Raw genomic sequence first — 17,754 nt, 5'->3', positions numbered from 1 at the left:
CACTACGAAAAGGCTTACTGGAAGCCACCGAGCTGCTTCATGACCTCGTCCGATGACGTGCGGCGCTTTTCCCGTGGCCGTTGAGCAGGGCGAGCTGACGTCGTGGATCGAGTCGCTTCCTGGTTCTTGTCTGGAACCGGCAAACCCGTTTCAGGGTCGATCTGCCCCGCTGAGCTCTGCGCCGCAACACTCTCGGAGTCAGGAATCGGCTCGACCGTAATCTTCTGCCCTTGCAACGTACCGGAACTCGCCGAACCCGTCGCATCTGAACCGTCTTGCTTGTCCGCCTGAGGCACGATCACCGGCGGATTAGGAACTGTTGCATCCGGCACAGGATCGGCTCCCGACTGTCCCCCATTCGTCGTTCCGGCAGACTCGGGAACGACCGGCGGCAACGTCCCGGTCTGTTTCTTCGCTGCCTGGGCGCGCTGCGCATCGAGGGCCTTGCGGCGCTCCTTCTCGATCCGCGCCCGCTCTTCGTCGACCCGGCGCGACAATTCCAACTCTTCGACGTTGCGCTCGACCTGCCGCACGGAAAGCTCGCGCTGCAGGTCGGCGACATCGACGCTCGACTTCACGACAGCGAGATTGTCCAGCGGACCATCGTAAAGAACGATAGCGGGGGGCAACGGACCCTTAGGCGGAGGGGGCTTCCATCCGGGCAGAGCAATATCCGGCGGAGACAGCGGTTTGAGCGTCGGCGTTACCTGAAGCGCCGCACTGGCCTTGAGCGAGGTCAGGTCCGCGGAGGCCGTCGCCTCGAGTTTGCCGTCCGGCGACTCGAGCGCCAGCGTTTCGAATTTTATCGAACCATCGGCCAGCGTCATCGCAAGCTCGCGATTTCCCATCGAAACTTCTGACGTCGTAAGCGACGTCAGAAGGGCTGCGGAAATGGCACGCGGATCGTTTTGCATTTTTCCGCGAAGAACCGTATCGACGATATCTGCCAGGGCCGTCGGGACCGGTCCATGAACCGTCGCACCCTGGAGGGTTACATGCCCCTTGCCCGACAACACGGCGATCAGACCGGCGGGACTCTGCGCTGTCGCCTCGCCGTTAAGTTCGAATGTCGCCGTGCCCCGTGCTGACGGACTGAAGGACGAAAGTTTCGCTTGATCGAGCTTCAGATGGCTGACGAACGTCACGCCATTGGAGGCTTTGTCGAGGCGCAGGCTGCCGCTCAGTTTGCCTCCGGCAGCAGCCGCCGAGAGATCGCTGACCGTGATCTTGCTCGGCGAGATCGCCAGCTTCATCTCACCGTCGCGCGTTGCGAGATCGCCACTCAGAGCGAGAGAACCAAAGCTGAGGTGAATATCGGCGTCGCTCCCGTTCAGGGCGGCAAAATTGAAAAGTCCGCTCGGCCAGATCGAGTGCCATTCCGAAGCTGCCGAACCATCCGCGGTCACGCCCGTATCGCCGCTATCCGGCGGTACAGAGGACTTGTCAGTGAGTGCGGCGGCCAGCGCCTCGATAGCAACGCGATCCGCGCCGATCTTGCCTTCGATATTGCGGCGCCCGTCCTCTCCGTTTTTCAAGTCGAGGAATGCCGTAACCGTCGATGTCCCAAGCATCAGATCGCGTGCCGCGATCGACCACGTCCCCTTATCGCGGATAACGTCCAGCGTCCCGTGCGTTGCCACCGCCGTAGATCCGGCTGGCAGTGAAAGCCCGGCCATCGCTAGCGCGTCGGCGAGATCGTCCGCCTTGACGTCAGCAGCACCATTGAGCGCCAGAGATGAGCCCTCCGGCCAAACGGCGCTACCGGAGAATGCCACGTCGAGCCCGTGCCCGCGTATCTCCAGCCGAGCCTTGGCGCCCGAAGCCAGCGTTCCAGCCGAGATCAGAGACGCTTCTGCCGGTTCCCCGGGCGCCGTCTCCGGCATGCGTTGATCCTGGGCCAACATCGTAAGCAACGATTGCAACGATGGAGCTGAGACCGTCATCTGCACTCGGCTCGGCCGCGAGCGCCACGCGCCGAGACCGCCGTCGAAATCCGCCGATCCGCCGAAATGGGAACCATTCAACGTCCCGTCGAAGGTTACGTCGCTCGCCGACGGAGTACGTCGCCCGAGCTTTATGAGACCCGCCAGTTTCGCGCTTTTCAGCCCCTTGAACGGCTCATCACCAAACTGCAGCGCCAAGCCGCTCTTGCGCACGAGATCGCTCATTGCGTCAGGCGTTGGAGCGACGACATCATACGCAAGCGTTCCGAACGGGCCGTCGTCGTTCTTTTTCACGCGCCCTTCAAGTGAAACCCTGAGCCCGCTTTCCGTCGTCATCTTAGCTGCCGGCAGACGGATTTCCTTGCCCTCGGTTTCGAACGTCACATCGACGTCACGATACTTGTTGCCGTGGTCGATCAACCGCCCGGCGATGACGCGCAGCCGCACGTCCTGAGCATGCTCCCCGGCTGCATCTCCCTTTTCAGAATCGGACAAGACAAGCCCCAGCGCCTTCCGAAGCGCAGTTTCCAGCGTGCTCGCCGTTTCAGGGAAAATCTCCTTCGTATCGAGTTCCGCCGCCTGGAGCGTCAGGTCCGTGCGCAAGCGGACGCCTTGAGCAACGGTCAGATCGCCGGAAAACGCACGCCCCGAAATATCGCCGGAAGCATCCGCGATTGCGAAGCGCGTCGCGTCAATGTCGAGCTTGCCGCTCAACGAGAACGGGCCGTCCGACGTGATGTCGATTGGCACACCGGATTTTCCGGCCCAAGCTTTGAGACGGGCGAGACTCGTGCCACCCACGAACAGGTCACCGGAAAAGCTATGCTTTCCTTCAGCGTCCGTCTTCAAATTGCCTGCAAGATCGAGACGCGATCCTCCGGGCAGGCTGATGTTGAAATTCTTGATGTGGGTGATGTTGCCTGTGCGATCGGCATCGATATCAAGACCGCCCGCCGTTTCGCCTCCGATTTTCACCTGTTCGAGATTGATCTTCGCGCGCGCCGTGCTGTCGCCCGCAACGGACTGCATCAGACCGAGGCCTAACTCCTTCAATTTCGAAAAGGAGGCGCTGCCTTGACCTGCTCCCGCCAACCGATCGATATCAAGCCACTTGGACGCGAGCGTCAGATCGAGGCGCGGTGGTGTCATCCACGTCGCGACTGCTGACCCGGTAATCATCTGGGGTAACGCTGCACTGTTGAGCGACAGCGTGATATCGTCGAATTTCGCGCCCGACGTGTCGCCAGAAACTTCGGCTTTGAGATCGAGAAGCGTCGTGTCGTCCTTGCCCGCATGTGCCGGCGCTTTGTCGGCCGGCATCGTCAGCGTGCCGGCCCACTCGCCTTTGAACGACGGTTTGCGGGCGAGATCGGAAACTCGGCCGTTGAGAAGGTAGACGTCGGGCGAACCTATCGAGCGCGCGGAAACCTTAAGGCCGAACGATCCGTCACTTGCTGGCGCCTCGGTCGCGAACGCGATGTCGCGTGCCGCACCCAACCACGACGCGTTGCCTTTGAAGCGGAACGGTCCCGCCAACCCGTCCGCAGAGAGTTCGCCATTGATATTCTCGATATGCGCGATACGCTCCGCCGCTGCGTTGTAGATCGAAATGGTGCCGTCGCTGAGCTTGACAGACTTGAGCGCCAGCTCGCGCGGCACGAAAGGCAGATCGGCGGATCGCAACGTGATGTTCGTCCAGTTGCCGCCGCCCGATTTATCGACCGCCAGCGTCAACACCGGCTTGTTCAGCTCAATTTCACTTGCTTCCAGAACGCCGCGCAGCAACGCCGGACCCGAAAGCCACATTTTGAAGCTGTCGGCTCTGACGAACGGCTCTCCCGTTTGTCCGCTCACATTGGCAATGCGCACTTTGTCGAATTGAACGTAGGGTGCGGGCAGAAACCGCAAGTTGACTGCGCCGCCGACTCGCACGTCGCGCCCGAGAACCTTGGAAGCCTCCTCCTCGAAGACGCCGCGATAGCCGTTCCAGTCGACAAGCGTCGGCACGGCGAAAAGCGCCGCAAGAACGAGGACGAGAAGCCCGCCGAAAAATAGAAGCCCGTTGTTCATGAACGTCTCTTGCGGCCCGCAGGACGAATGCTGGGCACCCCCGGCGATCAAATTGAAATACACGTCGCCGTGCACATCTATATGGCACGGAGCAACGATACTCTGAACTCGAAATTTGGCTTCATTCCAGGCGTTTGAGCATTTTGTGATCGATTCGCCGATTGCTGTGACCGCGGCGCGCGGCACCGGGACGCGCCGGTTGTAGGATCAGCCTTGGTGGTTTAGGTCAATTTGCATGACTTCGACTCGCAAGCCGAACGCCGAGACGGGCCCGGAGTTGCCGGCCGACGACGATCCGCCGTTCGATCTGCCGCAAGCTCCTGGGGCCGCAAGCGCCACCGCCAGACAGGACAATAACGCTGAGGAAATCCAATCGATCTCGGCGCGCGCAATTCGGGCTGCGCACGGCGCCCCGGCGTATCTGGATGGCCTCAATCCTGAACAGCGCAAAGCTGTCGAAACGACAGAAGGTCCCCTCCTCGTTCTAGCCGGAGCGGGCACCGGAAAGACACGTGTACTGACGACCCGCATCGCCCATATCCTGGCGACCGGGAAAGCCTATCCGTCGCAGATTCTGGCCGTCACGTTCACGAACAAGGCGGCGCGCGAGATGCGCGACCGGATCGGCGGACTGATCGGCGGCACGCTGGAGGGCATGTCGTGGCTCGGAACGTTCCATTCGATCGGCGTCAAGATTCTGCGCCGTCACGCCGAACTGGTCGGCCTGAAGTCGGGCTTCACGATTCTCGACGACGACGATCAGGTCCGGCTCCTGAAACAGGTCATCGAGGCGGCGGGCCTCGATAAGGATCGCTGGCCCGCCCGCCAACTCGCCGGTCTCATCGACAGCTGGAAGAACCGCGGCCTGACGCCGGAGAAAGTGCCGGATGGCGAATCCTTCTCTTTCGCCGCTGGCAAGGGCGCCGCCCTTTACGCCGCCTACCAAGCCCGCCTCAAGGACCTCAACGCCTGCGACTTCGGCGATCTGCTGCTCGAATGCCTGCGGCTGTTCCGTGAGCATCCCGATGTCCTCGCCGATTATCATCGCCGGTTCCGCTACATCCTCGTCGACGAATATCAGGATACAAACGTCGCGCAGTACCTGTGGCTGCGCCTCTTGGCGCAAGGTTGCCCAAACATCTGCTGCGTCGGCGACGACGACCAGTCGATTTATGGCTGGCGCGGCGCCGAAGTCGACAACATCCTGCGCTTTGAAAAGGACTTCCCCGGCGCGAAAGTTATTCGGCTTGAACGCAATTATCGCTCCACCGCAAACATCCTCGCCGCCGCCTCGGGGCTGATCGCCAAGAACGCCGGCCGCCTCGGCAAGACTCTGTTTACCGATGGCTCCGCCGGTTCCAAGATTGCGGTCGCGAACTTTTGGGACGATGAAGCCGAGGCGCGCGCCATTGGCGAAGACATCGAGCAATTCCAGCGCGCCCACGAAAAACTGAACGATATCGCCATTCTCGTGCGCGCATCGTCCCAGATGCGCGCCATCGAGGACCGGTTCATTACGCTCGGCCTGCCGTATCGCGTCATTGGCGGCCCGCGTTTTTATGAACGTCAGGAAATCAAGGATGCCATCGCCTATTTCGACGTCGTCGCCAATCCTTCCAACGACCTGAAGTTCGAGCGCATCGTCAACGTACCGAAACGCGGCCTTGGCGATACGAGCATCAAGCGCATCCATGAGCTTGCGCGTGCCCGCGGGACCTCGCTCTATCAGGCGGCGCGCGAGATTATCGAGACGGACGAACTCTCGGGCAAGGCGCGCAAATCGCTCTCCGACTTGATGCAGGCATTCGAGCGTTGGCGCGGCAATCTCGATCACATGCGCCACACTGATCTTGCGGAACTCGTGCTGGACGAGTCGGGCTACACCGCGATGTGGCAGGCCGACAAAAGTCCGCAAGCCCAGTCGCGCTTGGAAAACTTGAAGGAACTCGTGCGATTCATGCACGACTTCGAAACGCTGCAAGGGTTCCTTGAGCACGTCTCGCTGGTCATGGATGCCGATCAGAGCAGCGACGGCGACCGCGTCTCGCTGATGACGCTGCACGCCGCCAAGGGACTTGAATTCGGCATCGTCTTCCTGCCGGGCTGGGAGGAAGGATTGTTTCCGCATCAGCGCTCGCTCGATGAAAGCGGCAAGGCGGGCCTCGAAGAAGAGCGCCGCCTCGCCTACGTCGGGCTGACGCGCGCCAAACGCCGCGCGAAGATTTCGTTCGCGCAGAACCGGCGCACGCACGGCCTCTACCAATCGGCGCTGCCGTCGCGATTTGTCGACGAGCTGCCCGAGGCGACGGTCGACGTGATCGAAAGCGAGATGCCCTACGGTGGCCGCGCGACCTATGGCTATGGCAACCCGTTCGGGCCAAGCCGTTTCGACCGCGCCGGTGGTTCCGAACCATTCGGCTCAAATTACAAGACGCCCGGCTGGCAACGCGCCCAGCAATCCTGGAACAGCGGCCGCGATACGAAAAAGCGAGCCCGAACGCCGATCACACTCGAAGGCGAATTGGTTGCGGCATCAACAGCCAACGCTGCGTCCTTCAAAAACGGCACGCGCATCCGGCACGAAAAGTTCGGCGATGGAACGGTGACGTTTGTCGACGGCAACAAGCTGACAATCAATTTTGATGACGGCACGACGAAACGGGTCGTGTCGAGCTTCGTCGACCCTATATGACTGATTCATAATAAGGAAATGCTCAGACCGAATCTAATTTTAGCCGCAGATTTCTTCTTGTTGCCGCATTTATGTGACACGTTTTAACCGCTCGTTGAGCTGTGGGGGTTCATCAGCAGTTGACCGCTATTTTGGCGCCGCGTTCTGCCGTCGGCGGTCAAGGGTAGTTGTCTGCGTAGAAAACCACGGGGTTGAGCGCGGGGGCGTGCAACCGAAGTGGGGAATCTTCGTTTGGGAGGGTAGAGTCCTTGAGAGGAGCTATCCATGAGCACTTACCGCTTTCCGCTAAGAGGTAAGATTGGCGTCGTCCGTGGGCTTAATGAACAACTCGCAGTGCGCCTCGGCGCGGCGAAGCGAGGACAGATCAAGGCCAAGGCCCGGATGACCGTAGTGCAAGACACAGAACCGCTGACCGAGGAGGAAATACGCAACCTTCCGGTCGCCCATCGCTGTTCGGCCTAGGGCATCGTCCACGCCACGCCCCGGTCAGTTCCGCGTCGGCAAGAAGCTAACAGGATATTCAAACGGCGCCTCTGAGATGGCGCCGTTCTCGTTGATCCGGCTGCCTTTCTTGGTTCAGGCGGCCTCGACCTGCGATGCCTTGAGCAGATCCCACGCCGCGTTGATCTGCTTGATCCGCTCCTCGCGATGTCGGCGGTCGGCCTCGCTCCGGGCATGGTCGGGATGCCAGGACATCCGCAGCGCATCGACGAGTTTCTTGACTGCCGCAGGCGGCGCCTCGGGATTCAGACCCAGAATGCGATAAGCTTCAAAGATGGTCGATGGAACATCGGCCGGCCCCGGTTCGGCCGCCTTGTCCTTGCGGGCAGTCCCGTGCACGATGCGCGTAATGCGATCGAGATCCCTGAGCATCGCGCGCAAGATCGTGCTCGCGCGCTTGTCGCCAATCTGATCGGCACGGCGCGAAACGTCGGCGGCGCGACTGCGTAGGCCGTCAAGCTCCGTCTGCAGCACATCCCTGAGCAGCAGATCAGACGGCAACGTCGCAACGAGAAGTTCCGTTTCGACGATGCGGGCCTGAACGGCATCCAATGACCTGGCTACGGAGCCGTTGCCGCCGCTTTTCGGCGACTCGAACCAGTTCTGCTCGAACGAGTTCGGGAAGCTGCGCCGAAATGCGCCCGCCATCGCCGCAAACTTGCGTACACCGAAGCACCATAAATTCTCAGGCGATGCCTCGGAAAAACGTGAAGATTGCGCGAAATCGTAGGACAAAGGCATCCGCCGGCGCGCCACGAATAAGCAGGCGGCCATCAGAGAAATAAGTAAGGTCGAGACCACTCCTGCAACCTTGAATGCACCGTCAGATGCCGAAGCCTTGATTGTCGGATCGATCACCGTCACCCAGTGAGGCTCCTCAGCTCTGGAAGCGAGAGAACCCGTTTCGATAACGCTATCGGCCGAAAGCGTTTGCGTCTCGACCTTCGGGAGATGCGTCGTGCGTCCGAAGCCAGGCAAAACGAAGCGCCCTTTGAATCGGCTCACGGGCGCAAATCCCGAAGGCAAATGCGCCGGGAGTTCGACGCCAGCCGCACGGCCAGCAGTGGCAACTTTGGCCCAAGCGACCCTCTGCCCGCCGCATTCGATGCTGAACTTGTGGACCATCATCGTTTCGCAGTTGCCGCTGGGCGAGGATCGACAGGCCGAGAATGGCATTTCTTCGCGGGAGCCAATAATCTGATAGGTTGTTGGACTGGCGGCTGAGAGGTGAGGCGTCCCCCGGTCCATCGTGCACGCAAACGGCATGACGAGTTCGTCAGCGCCGGCGGGAAATGCTGCCGCCATTGCAAAGGTCGAAATGACCAAAGCTAGTACCCGTAATGCCCTCATCACGCACAGCCCCCAAAAAACGCCCCCACATATCCCACTTAACAATGATCCTAGCGTAACGCGGGCGCCACTGTGGAAATTCCAAAAGTTATGAACTGATTTCCTATATGAGGGGGCTTGTGCTCTATTCATGAGCAACGCATGGGCGAGATTCGACGGCGTCGCAAAAAAGCTCGTCCAAGGCGGCTGTCGGTCATCTTTGCGCGCGGAAGATTTGCGACCGCTCGACAAGCTTTACCGTATCGCTAAGACGTGGGACCCGGCCAGGGGTCGAATTGCGTCCGATAAAGGAAACACGACGGGAGTTGCGTTGATGTCGGCAGATATTACGAATTGCCGCCTATATCAAAAGCAGGGGCTCTTTCAGCGCCTCTATGACCTGACGGACCTCGACGCAAAACCCGCGCCTGTCCACGAAGGACAAGCGGCCGAGCCAATTAGCGATGTTCTGCAACCCGATGAGAAGCGCAAGCGTGAGCGCTTCATCCCGGTCACTCGATTTGCCCTCCTCGACCGTCTGACGAAGCCTTACCTCTGGCCTGCAGGCCAGGCGGCCGAGGCGCGCCGCTTTTTCCGCTATCTCGATTATTGGCGCCAACAGCAGTACTTCGCGCTGCTGCTCGATCTTGAGCAGACCTACGAAACATTCTCTCCCGACAGCGACCTGCTGATGACACGCAGCTTCTCCGACGAGGATCGCGAAGTCCTGAAACATCGCGTCTTTGAGGGCGTGGAAAGCCTCCTGCAGCGCGCCAACTACGAGCGGGTCGACCCAACCGATGTCGAGATGATTCTGACGCGCGACAGCCATTATGGCCTGGATCTGACCGTCGACATGAAGGCGTTCGAACGGATCGTGATCTATTATCGCGGCGCCTCCAACCAGAAGTATGAGCGTCGCAACGTCCGGAAATTCCTGCGCAAGGAAGAGTTCGACGTTCCGATCTTCCAGCGGCTTTTCATCATGTTCAAGTTGAAGCCGTTCGAGACGCGCGTCGAAGAGGTGATGCGTGAAAAGCGTTGCAGCCGGGCGAGCGCGGAAAAATGGGTCCAACGGGCACGCCATCACATGCCGCCCGGCATCTCGGATAAGAATATCTACCTTAAATTGTTCAAGAACATCCCGCGTACCGACGTCGAGATGATTTTTCCGAACACCGAGGTGCGCTTCCGCTCATTCGATAAACTGCGCCTTGGTGTGACAGCAGGTAGCGGTCTCGGCATGGGAGCCTTCGGCGCCGCAGGAAAAATCGCACTGCTCGCCAGCAACCCGATCGCTGCGGTCGGCGCTCTCGCCGGATTGAGCGGCATCGCGTTCCGGCAAGCGATGGGTTTCTTCAACCAGAAACAGCGCTATATGGTCGTGATGGCGCAGAACCTCTATTTCCACACGATGGCCGACAATCGGGGCGTCATCCTGAAGATCGCCGCGCGTGGTGCCGAGGAAGACGTGAAGGAAGAAATGCTTCTCTACAGCGTGCTCGCGAAGGAAAAGTCGACACGCGCCGATCTTCCTTCGATCGATCTTGCGATAGAGTCCTACCTGATGCGCACCTTCGGCGTTAAAGTCGATTTCGAAATCGATGATGCACTTGACCGGCTGATCCGCGACGGCATCGTCATCGAAAAAGCCGACGGCACCCTTGTCGCCTTGCCGCCCGCCCAAGCCGCGAAACACATTGACGAAAAATGGGACCTGCTTCTCGACTATCTTCCTGATCCTATTCCCGCCGAGGGTTATGAATTCGAGGGAAGATCCATGCCCCCGGCAGTCTGACATCCATGACATTCAAAAAATTCGCGGCCGATTTCAGCGATCGCGCCCAAGCCTATGCGACCGGCAATGCCCTGCAGGATTTGCTGGAACCGCCACCCGACGCCTTGACTGTTTTCGAGAACGGCCCAGGACGCTGGCGCATCGAAGTTTATTTCGACACCGCCCAAGGCGAGCGTGATCCCGCGGGAGAACTTGCGCCGCTCCTCTCAGGACCGTTGCCGGAGTTCTCGGCAGAGGAAGTCCCGGAATTGAACTGGGTCGCGATTTCGCAAGCGGCGCTCCCGCCTGTGCGCGCCGGACGCTTCACGATTCATGGCAGCCATGATCGCGCACGCATTGCGCGCGGCCCGAATACGATCCTCATCGATGCGGGCGAAGCCTTCGGAACGGCCCACCACGCAACGACGCTCGGCTGCCTGCTGGCGATCGATCGTCTGGCACGATCCTGCAAGTTCGCCTCTGTTCTCGATCTTGGATGCGGATCGGGCGTCCTCGCCATCGCCGTCGCCAAGTCGATCGTGGGAGCCCGGATCGTCGCCGCCGACATGGACGCGCAGTCCGTGAAGGTCGCCGCAGAAAATGTCCGCCTCAACGGAGTCGCAAGCCAAATTAGAGTTGTACGAGCCAGCGGCACGACGCATCCCGAAATCCGAAGCCGCGCCCCCTTCGATCTGCTGATCGCAAACATTCTCGCTGGCCCCCTCATCCGTTTGGCGCCGCAGCTGGCGCCGCCGATTGACAGGGGCGGCACGCTCGTGCTGTCCGGCATCCTTGTTCCGCAGGCGCCTGAGGTCATCGCCACCTATAGTGCGCACGGGTTCGCCCTTCAGCGCCACGACCGGATCACCGGCTGGTCGACCCTGACATTCGCGCGGCGCTGAAATCGCCCGTTGCCCGAGCCACGACAGCCGCCTAGAACCTCCGTCATGTTTCAGACATTCCAACTGCAATCCGGACCGGATCACGTCGCCGAGCGCGTCAAGGCGCTTCGCGCGCTGATGACGAAATCGAAGCTCGACGCCGTGCTCATCCCGCGCGCCGACAGTCATCAGGGAGAATACGTTCCCGCTTCCGCCGAGCGCTTGCAATGGCTGACAGGATTTTCGGGATCGGCCGGCCTCGCCGTCGTGGCGAAGAAATCCGCAATTCTGATGATCGACGGCCGCTACACCGTGCAGGCGAAAGCCGAGACGGACACGACCGTCTTTGAGGTTTCACTGCTACCGCGCGCGCGATTGTCCGAGTGGCTCGTAAGCACCCTCGGCAAAGACCAGACGATCGGCTTCGATCCCTGGAACCACACGGGCGCGGAAATCGCGCGTCTCAAGACGGCGCTGGCGGCAAAGAAGATCAAGCTGAAGCCGCTGGCGAAAAACCCGATCGACACTCTTTGGGGCAAGGCACGTCCGAAACCACCCGCCAATCCCGTCATCGCGCAACCGCTCGCACTCGCAGGCCGCTCGGCCGCCGACAAGCTCGTCGAAATTCAGGCGCGGCTGAAAACGGACGGCCAGCACGCGGCAATCCTGACGCTGCCGGATTCGATCTGCTGGCTGTTCAATATCCGCGGCAGCGACGTCGCGCATAATCCGGTCGTGCTGGCATTTGCCGTCGTGCCCGCAAGCGGAAAAGCCGAGCTTTATATTGAGCCGCAAAGACTGGACGCGGAAACACGCGCTCACGTCGCGCCAGTAGCAAAGCTCTTGCCGCCGAAAGCAATGGCCGGACGCCTCGCCGCGCTCAAGGCGCAAGGGAAGAAGGTTCGCCTTGACCCCGAGACCGCGAGCTTCTGGTTCGAAATGAAGCTCGGCACAGCCGCAATATCACGCGGACCGGATCCCTGCATCTTGCCGAAGGCGATCAAGACCGAAGCGGAGATCGCCGGAGCGCGTGCCGCCCACATCCGCGACGGCCATGCCGTCGCCCGCTTTCTTGCGTGGCTCGACGACAATGCAGCGACCGACACGCTTGACGAGATTACTGCTGTTCGGAAGCTCGAAACGTTTCGCCGCGAGACCAACATGCTGCGCGGAATCAGTTTCGCGACAATCTCGGGCGCAGGCCCCAACGGCGCCATCGTGCACTACCGCGTCACCGAAGCGACCAACCGCAAGATCGAGCCGGGCGAATTGTTCCTGATTGACAGCGGCGGCCAGTACCAGGATGGAACGACCGACATCACGCGCACGGTCGCCATCGGCAAACCCACCGAAGACATGAAGCGGCATTTCACAGCCGTTCTCAAAGGTCACATTGCGGTCGCGACGGCGCGCTTTCCAAAAGGCACGCGCGGCATCGACCTCGATCCCTTCGCGCGCCGCGCTCTGTGGGCTATCGGCGAAGACTTCGACCACGGTACCGGGCACGGCATCGGAAGTTATCTATCCGTGCATGAAGGCCCGCAGTCGATCTCACGCGGCGGCATGGCGCCTCTGCAGCCGGGTATGCTGATCTCCAACGAGCCCGGCTTCTACAAGGTCGGCGCCTACGGCATTCGCATCGAAAACGTCGTGCTCGTCACTCCGCCCGAACAGATCGGCGACGGCGAGCGCCAGATGATGGGCTTCGAGACGATCACGCTGGCTCCGATCGATCGCCGCTTGATCGTGGTGGACATGCTCGATCAAGGCGAGCGCGATTGGATCCATACCTATCACCGGCGCGTCTTTGAGACGCTCGCGCCTCAACTCGATCAGGCAACGCGCGATTGGCTCAAACAGGCTACGCTCCCGATATAGGGCTGAGATCGTACTGTTACGGACGGCACAGCCCAAGAGCATACCCTCACCTAGCTTTCCTCAACGCGGCATGAGAGGAGAAGCACGCATGTTTTCCATTTATGAAATCACGGCGGCACCACATTTCCCGCACGCCCTTTTGCCGCTGATTACTGCGACGGTAAAACACGGAGCGGTCGTATCGGTGCAGGTAAGTCCCGCAGGGGGCGCCGCCGACGTCGAAATCATTGAGCGTGGCGGCGAGATCTGTGTCGCGATCAGCGCCAGCTTATCCGAAAGCTGACGCCTCGGACGTGTTCTTCGTAAGTCCTATGATTGCCCGATCAGATTAAGCCACCCGTCCTCATCGAGCACGGTTACGCCAAGCGCACGCGCAGCATCGAGCTTCGACCCGGCTTCCGCCCCTGCAACGACATAATCCGTTTTCTTCGATACCGACCCCGACACCTTCGCGCCAAGCCGCTCCGCCTGGGCTTTCGCTTCGTTGCGCGTCAGCTTCGTCAGCGTGCCAGTGAAAACGACCGTCTTGCCCGTAATCGGCGAATTAACCTGCACGCGTTTGAACGCCGTGACGTTCACCTCCTTCAGCAAAGCGTCAAGCTGTTCTTGATTGTGCTGTTCGCTGAAGAAGTCGATCAAGGCATCGACCACCGTTTCTCCGATGCCTTCGATATTGTCGATATCCTGATAGGCTTCGCTGCCTTTACCGCCTTGAATCGCGGCATCGACCGCTGCACGCAGCGCTTCAAACGTTCCGTAAGCCTTCGCAAGATCCTTGGCTGTCGTCTCCCCGATGTGGCGAATACCGAGCGCGTACAGAAATCGTTCGAACGAAACAGTGCGCCGCGCGTTGATCGCAGCAAAGAGCTTGTTGACGGACGTTTCCTTGAAGCCCCGGACCTCAGTCAGCGGCTCGCCGGATTTTTTATCGCGTTTTTCAAGCGTGAAAATATCGGCGGCCGACTTGATGCGTCCCGTCTCAAAGAAGAGCTCGATCTTTTCGCCGCCGAGCCCCTCGATGTCGAAGGCGTTACGCGAGACGAAATGCTTCAGCCGTTCCTTGACCTGCGCTGCACAGATCAGCCCGCCCGTGCAGCGCCGAACGACATCCGCAGCATTCCCCTCCTCATCCGCCTCGCGCACCGCGTGGCTGCCGCACACCGGACATACCGTTGGAAAGACGAATGGCTTGGAACTCTTCGGCCGCTTAGCGAGCAGGACCTCGACAACCTGCGGAATGACGTCCCCGGCGCGCTGCACCACGACCGTATCACCCTCGCGAATGTCTTTGCGCGCGATTTCGTCCTCGTTGTGCAACGTCGCGTTCGAGACTACAACGCCACCGACAGTCACCGGCTCCAATTTCGCGACCGGTGTCAGCGCGCCCGTACGGCCGACCTGAATGTCGATCTTGTTGAGAATCGTCGTCGCGCGCTCCGCAGCAAACTTGTGCGCGATGGCCCAGCGCGGCGAGCGCGACACGAAACCAAGCCGTTCCTGATAGTCGAGCCGGTTCACCTTGTAGACGACGCCGTCGATGTCATAGTCGAGCTTGGCGCGCTTGCTCTCGATGTCCCGATAGAATGCGAGGAGTTCATCGGGGTGTCGGGTAATCCGCATCAGCGGATTGACCGGCAGCCCCCACTCTCTGAAGGCAGCAACGACACCGCGCTGCGTATCCGCCGGCAGCTTCGAAGCCGCCCCCCACGCATAAGCGAAGAACCGCAGCGGCCGCTGGGCCGTGATTGACGAATCCAACTGACGGAGTGACCCCGCCGCCGCATTGCGGGGATTGGCGAAGACTTTACCGCCGTTCGCGGCCTGCGCCGCGTTGAGCTTTTCGAAATCCTTATGCCCAAGATAAATCTCGCCGCGAATGTCGATGACATCCGCAACGCCTTTGCCTTCGAGAACATGCGGAATGTCCTTGATCGTCTTGACATTGGCAGTGACGTTCTCGCCTTCCGCGCCGTCTCCGCGCGTCGCGGCCTGCACGAGTCGGCCCCCTTCGTAGCGGATCGAAATCGAAAGACCGTCGATCTTCGGCTCGGCCGTGATCTCGAGATCGTCGCTCTGGCCAAGATTCAGAAACCGCCGCACACGCTGCGCGAAATCGACGACATCCTGATCGTCAAACGCATTGCCGAGCGACAGCATCGGAACATCGTGATGTATTTTCCCGAAGGCAGCGACCGGAGCAGCACCGACTTTCTCGCTCGGGCTTCCGGCGCGCTTGAGCTCAGGATGCGCTTTTTCAAGCTCGGTCAAACGCCGGCGAAGCGCGTCGTATTCCGCGTCGGAAATTTCCGGCGCATCCTGCCGGTAATAGAGGGCATCGTGGCGCTCTATTTCCGCCGACAGCCGTGCGATTTCCTCTTCGACGCTTTCCGATCGCCGGGAAGGCGGGCGGGTTGTTTCAGAAGAGCGCTTGTGGGTTTTGTTGGCCATCGTCGCCGGAACTATGCTGCGGGAAACAGAAAGCGCGGCCGGTTGTTCCTGCCGCGCTTTCAATCTAGCACAAGAAGAAGAGAAGCAGCCTCGAGAAGCCGTCAGCCGCTACCTAGCCCAAATTTTGGCACGGACTTCCAGGCTTTGGTCAGCCACGACCCCGTATCGTCGCGCGGACCCACGCCACCCGACTGCAGCAGGGCGTAGGAATCCTTGTACCACTTGCTGTCCGGATAGTTGTGCCCGAGAATAGCAGCAGCATTCTGCGCCTCGCTGACGACGCCGAGCGCCATATAGGCCTCCACGAGCCTCGCCAGCGCTTCCTCGACGTGCGCCGTCGTCTGATAGTCGCTGACGACGGTTTTGAAGCGGTTGATGGCTGCCACGTAGTTGTGCTGATTGAGATAGTAGCGGCCGACTTCCATCTCCTGCGCCGCAAGATTGTCCATGCAAATGCGGATCTTGTTGTCGGCGTCTCGCGAGTATTCACTGTCCGGGAAGCGCGACCTCAAGATCTTGAACTGCTCAAGAGCCTTGCGAGCTGGAGTTTGATCGCGGTTTGCTGTCTTCAGGTCATCGAAGTATGCCATGGCAATGATATGGTGTGCCATGGGCGCTTCTTTCGTGCCCGGATGCAAGGCCACATATCGTTCGGCGGACGCGATGGCCTCAGGCGCCTTGCCCGCGCGATAATAGGCATAAGCGGCCATCACGATCGATTTACGCGCTTCCGGTGAATAGGGATGCTCGCGATCGACGGCCTCGAACTGTTTCGCGGCGTCGTCGAAATTGCCTTTCGACATCATGGCGTCGGCGTCGGAAAACATTTTCGATGGCGGATCGGGATTAAGCGCCGAGGTGTCGAGCTTGTTCGAAGCGCATCCTGCAGCAGCAAGCGCGACGATAACCGCAACGACGCCAAAAGCTCTTTTGAAGTTCCCAACGAATGTCATGCGTCACGTACTTTCCACCCTGACCGCACTTCTTCGCTCATTGCCACCCGTCGACGAGCGAACGTCCCGGATAGCATTTCACGGAGCATCCTGAAAGACTAGTGCGAGTCTGCTGAGTGCCCGAAACCCGCCGCTAAATTTACCGGTGGAATGTGGTGCATTCCAGGCCGATGCCGGCAAGCTTCGTCTGACCGAGACGCCTTTCGGAGAGCCTATTCAGCCGCGGCGAGAGCTGCAGGGGCCGTGATCTGAACCGGCGCACGGACAGCACGCGTCTTGGGAGCCTGCGCGACCGTCCAGTTCGAGGCGTCGGCGAACAGCGCTTGCAGCACCATAGAATTCAGGCGGTGGCCACCCCTATAGGAACGATATGCGCCGAGGAGCGGCATGCCCGCAAGCGCCAGATCGCCCACGGCATCGAGCATCTTGTGGCGGACGAATTCCTGCGGATAGCGCAGTCCCTCGCGATTCATGACCTTGCCGTCGCCGATCGCGACTGTGTTGGAAAGATCGGCGCCCAGCGCCAGACCGGCTTTCCACAGCTTCTCGACATCGCTCATGAAGCCGAACGTGCGAGCGCGAGAAATTTCATGACGGAAGATGCCCGGGCTCATTTCATACTGCAGCCGCTGACGGCCAATCACGGGCGAAGCAAAATCTATTTCTACGTCCATGCGAAAGCCCGAATAGGGTTCGAGCGCTCCCCAGCAGCCGCCTTCCTCGACCCGGACCGGCTTCAAAACTTTGATGTACTTGCGGGGTTCCGACAGCTCCCGGATTCCGACCCGGTCAATGGCCTCGACGAACTCCGCCGAGCTGCCGTCCATGATCGGCACTTCTTTGCTGTCAATTTCGATATAGAGATTGTCGATTGAGAGACCGCGCAAAGCGGCAAGAAGGTGTTCGACCGTTCCGACCGTCGTACCTGCATCGTCACCGATAACGGTGCAGAGCGTCAGATTTTTAACATTGGCTACGTGCGCCGCGATTTCCGAGACGACTCTTCCCCGTTTCGTAACGAGAAAGCGGAGCCCAGTATCAGCCTCTGCTGGATGCAGTGTGACTGATACTGGAGCTCCGCTGTGCACCCCCGTGCCTGTCAACTGAATTTCGCGGGCAAGCGTGGTTTGCCGCGCACCGATGAATCGATTCGACATACAGCGCCGTCCCTCATTTTCTGGCGGGCCGCTGCTCCCCAGCATTAATACGGCCGACCACCCCCTGACCCAATGCGCCTTGCCTTCTTATTTTCGCCAGCCTGCCGACCTTGTTTGGCCGTGTC

Annotated in this window: 11 protein-coding genes; 6 read left to right on the top strand and 5 right to left on the bottom strand. The window is 60.3% G+C overall.

Going from position 1 to position 17,754, the window contains the following annotated elements; all coding sequences use genetic code 11:
- Positions 1–14 precede the first annotated feature (14 nt).
- Positions 15–4,013 carry an AsmA family protein gene (locus HYPDE_RS01185; protein ID WP_041320712.1) on the bottom strand — a complete coding sequence of 1,333 codons (3,999 nt, stop codon included), beginning with the start codon at positions 4,011–4,013 and terminating at the stop codon, positions 15–17.
- Between the two features lie 235 nt (positions 4,014–4,248).
- Between HYPDE_RS01185 and HYPDE_RS01180 the strand changes: the two genes are divergently transcribed.
- Positions 4,249–6,705, top strand: coding sequence for an ATP-dependent helicase (locus HYPDE_RS01180; protein WP_015596489.1), 2,457 nt, complete (start codon positions 4,249–4,251; stop codon positions 6,703–6,705).
- A 264-nt stretch (positions 6,706–6,969) separates the two neighbouring features.
- A complete protein-coding gene (locus tag HYPDE_RS01175) occupies positions 6,970–7,167 on the top strand; it encodes a hypothetical protein (protein ID WP_015596488.1) in 198 nt (65 codons plus the stop codon).
- A gap of 114 nt (positions 7,168–7,281) precedes the next feature.
- Here HYPDE_RS01175 and HYPDE_RS01170 read toward each other — a convergent pair whose 3' ends face one another.
- Entirely contained in the window at positions 7,282–8,211 is a 930-nt protein-coding gene (locus HYPDE_RS01170) for a J domain-containing protein (protein ID WP_244437750.1), read from the bottom strand.
- 475 nt (positions 8,212–8,686) lie between these two features.
- Between HYPDE_RS01170 and HYPDE_RS01165 the strand changes: the two genes are divergently transcribed.
- The 4 genes from HYPDE_RS01165 to HYPDE_RS01150 all read left to right on the top strand — a co-directional run bounded on the left by HYPDE_RS01165 (position 8,687) and on the right by HYPDE_RS01150 (position 13,354).
- Positions 8,687–10,333 (top strand): TMEM143 family protein, encoded by a 1,647-nt coding sequence (locus tag HYPDE_RS01165; RefSeq protein WP_015596486.1) that lies wholly within the window; start codon positions 8,687–8,689, stop codon positions 10,331–10,333.
- 5 nt (positions 10,334–10,338) lie between these two features.
- The gene (locus HYPDE_RS01160; RefSeq protein ID WP_015596485.1) at positions 10,339–11,214 is read left to right on the top strand and encodes a 50S ribosomal protein L11 methyltransferase; all 876 of its coding nucleotides are present in this window, start codon (positions 10,339–10,341) and stop codon (positions 11,212–11,214) included.
- A 45-nt stretch (positions 11,215–11,259) separates the two neighbouring features.
- Complete coding sequence (locus HYPDE_RS01155; RefSeq protein ID WP_015596484.1) at positions 11,260–13,071, top strand: aminopeptidase P family protein; 1,812 nt, start codon at positions 11,260–11,262, stop codon at positions 13,069–13,071.
- A gap of 88 nt (positions 13,072–13,159) precedes the next feature.
- Complete coding sequence (locus tag HYPDE_RS01150) at positions 13,160–13,354, top strand: hypothetical protein (protein ID WP_015596483.1); 195 nt, start codon at positions 13,160–13,162, stop codon at positions 13,352–13,354.
- A gap of 26 nt (positions 13,355–13,380) precedes the next feature.
- Here HYPDE_RS01150 and ligA read toward each other — a convergent pair whose 3' ends face one another.
- The 3 genes from ligA to lpxC all read right to left on the bottom strand — a co-directional run bounded on the left by ligA (position 13,381) and on the right by lpxC (position 17,629).
- Positions 13,381–15,519, bottom strand: a complete 2,139-nt coding sequence (ligA, locus tag HYPDE_RS01145) for an NAD-dependent DNA ligase LigA (protein WP_041319731.1) — start codon at positions 15,517–15,519, stop codon at positions 13,381–13,383.
- A 101-nt stretch (positions 15,520–15,620) separates the two neighbouring features.
- Positions 15,621–16,472, bottom strand: coding sequence for an outer membrane protein assembly factor BamD (locus HYPDE_RS01140; protein WP_015596481.1), 852 nt, complete (start codon positions 16,470–16,472; stop codon positions 15,621–15,623).
- A 212-nt stretch (positions 16,473–16,684) separates the two neighbouring features.
- Positions 16,685–17,629, bottom strand: coding sequence for a UDP-3-O-acyl-N-acetylglucosamine deacetylase (gene lpxC, locus HYPDE_RS01135; RefSeq protein WP_015596480.1), 945 nt, complete (start codon positions 17,627–17,629; stop codon positions 16,685–16,687).
- Between the last annotated feature and the right edge of the window lie 125 nt (positions 17,630–17,754).

The sequence above is a fragment of the Hyphomicrobium denitrificans 1NES1 genome, from assembly GCF_000230975.2.
Lineage (GTDB): Bacteria > Pseudomonadota > Alphaproteobacteria > Rhizobiales > Hyphomicrobiaceae > Hyphomicrobium_B > Hyphomicrobium_B denitrificans_A.
Note: the sequence above shows the minus strand (reverse complement) of the source record. Positions and strands in the feature narration are given on the sequence as shown.

Excerpts from the sequence above, each read along its gene's own strand:
- HYPDE_RS01185 (WP_041320712.1), bottom strand. The coding sequence starts at position 4,013 with ATGAACAACGGGCTTCTATTTTTCGGCGGGCTTCTCGTCCTCGTTCTT.
- HYPDE_RS01180 (WP_015596489.1), top strand. The coding sequence starts at position 4,249 with ATGACTTCGACTCGCAAGCCGAACGCCGAGACGGGCCCGGAGTTGCCG.
- HYPDE_RS01175 (WP_015596488.1), top strand. The coding sequence starts at position 6,970 with ATGAGCACTTACCGCTTTCCGCTAAGAGGTAAGATTGGCGTCGTCCGT.
- HYPDE_RS01165 (WP_015596486.1), top strand. The coding sequence starts at position 8,687 with ATGAGCAACGCATGGGCGAGATTCGACGGCGTCGCAAAAAAGCTCGTC.
- HYPDE_RS01160 (WP_015596485.1), top strand. The coding sequence starts at position 10,339 with ATGACATTCAAAAAATTCGCGGCCGATTTCAGCGATCGCGCCCAAGCC.
- HYPDE_RS01155 (WP_015596484.1), top strand. The coding sequence starts at position 11,260 with ATGTTTCAGACATTCCAACTGCAATCCGGACCGGATCACGTCGCCGAG.
- HYPDE_RS01150 (WP_015596483.1), top strand. The coding sequence starts at position 13,160 with ATGTTTTCCATTTATGAAATCACGGCGGCACCACATTTCCCGCACGCC.
- ligA (WP_041319731.1), bottom strand. The coding sequence starts at position 15,519 with ATGGCCAACAAAACCCACAAGCGCTCTTCTGAAACAACCCGCCCGCCT.
- HYPDE_RS01140 (WP_015596481.1), bottom strand. The coding sequence starts at position 16,472 with ATGACATTCGTTGGGAACTTCAAAAGAGCTTTTGGCGTCGTTGCGGTT.
- lpxC (WP_015596480.1), bottom strand. The coding sequence starts at position 17,629 with ATGTCGAATCGATTCATCGGTGCGCGGCAAACCACGCTTGCCCGCGAA.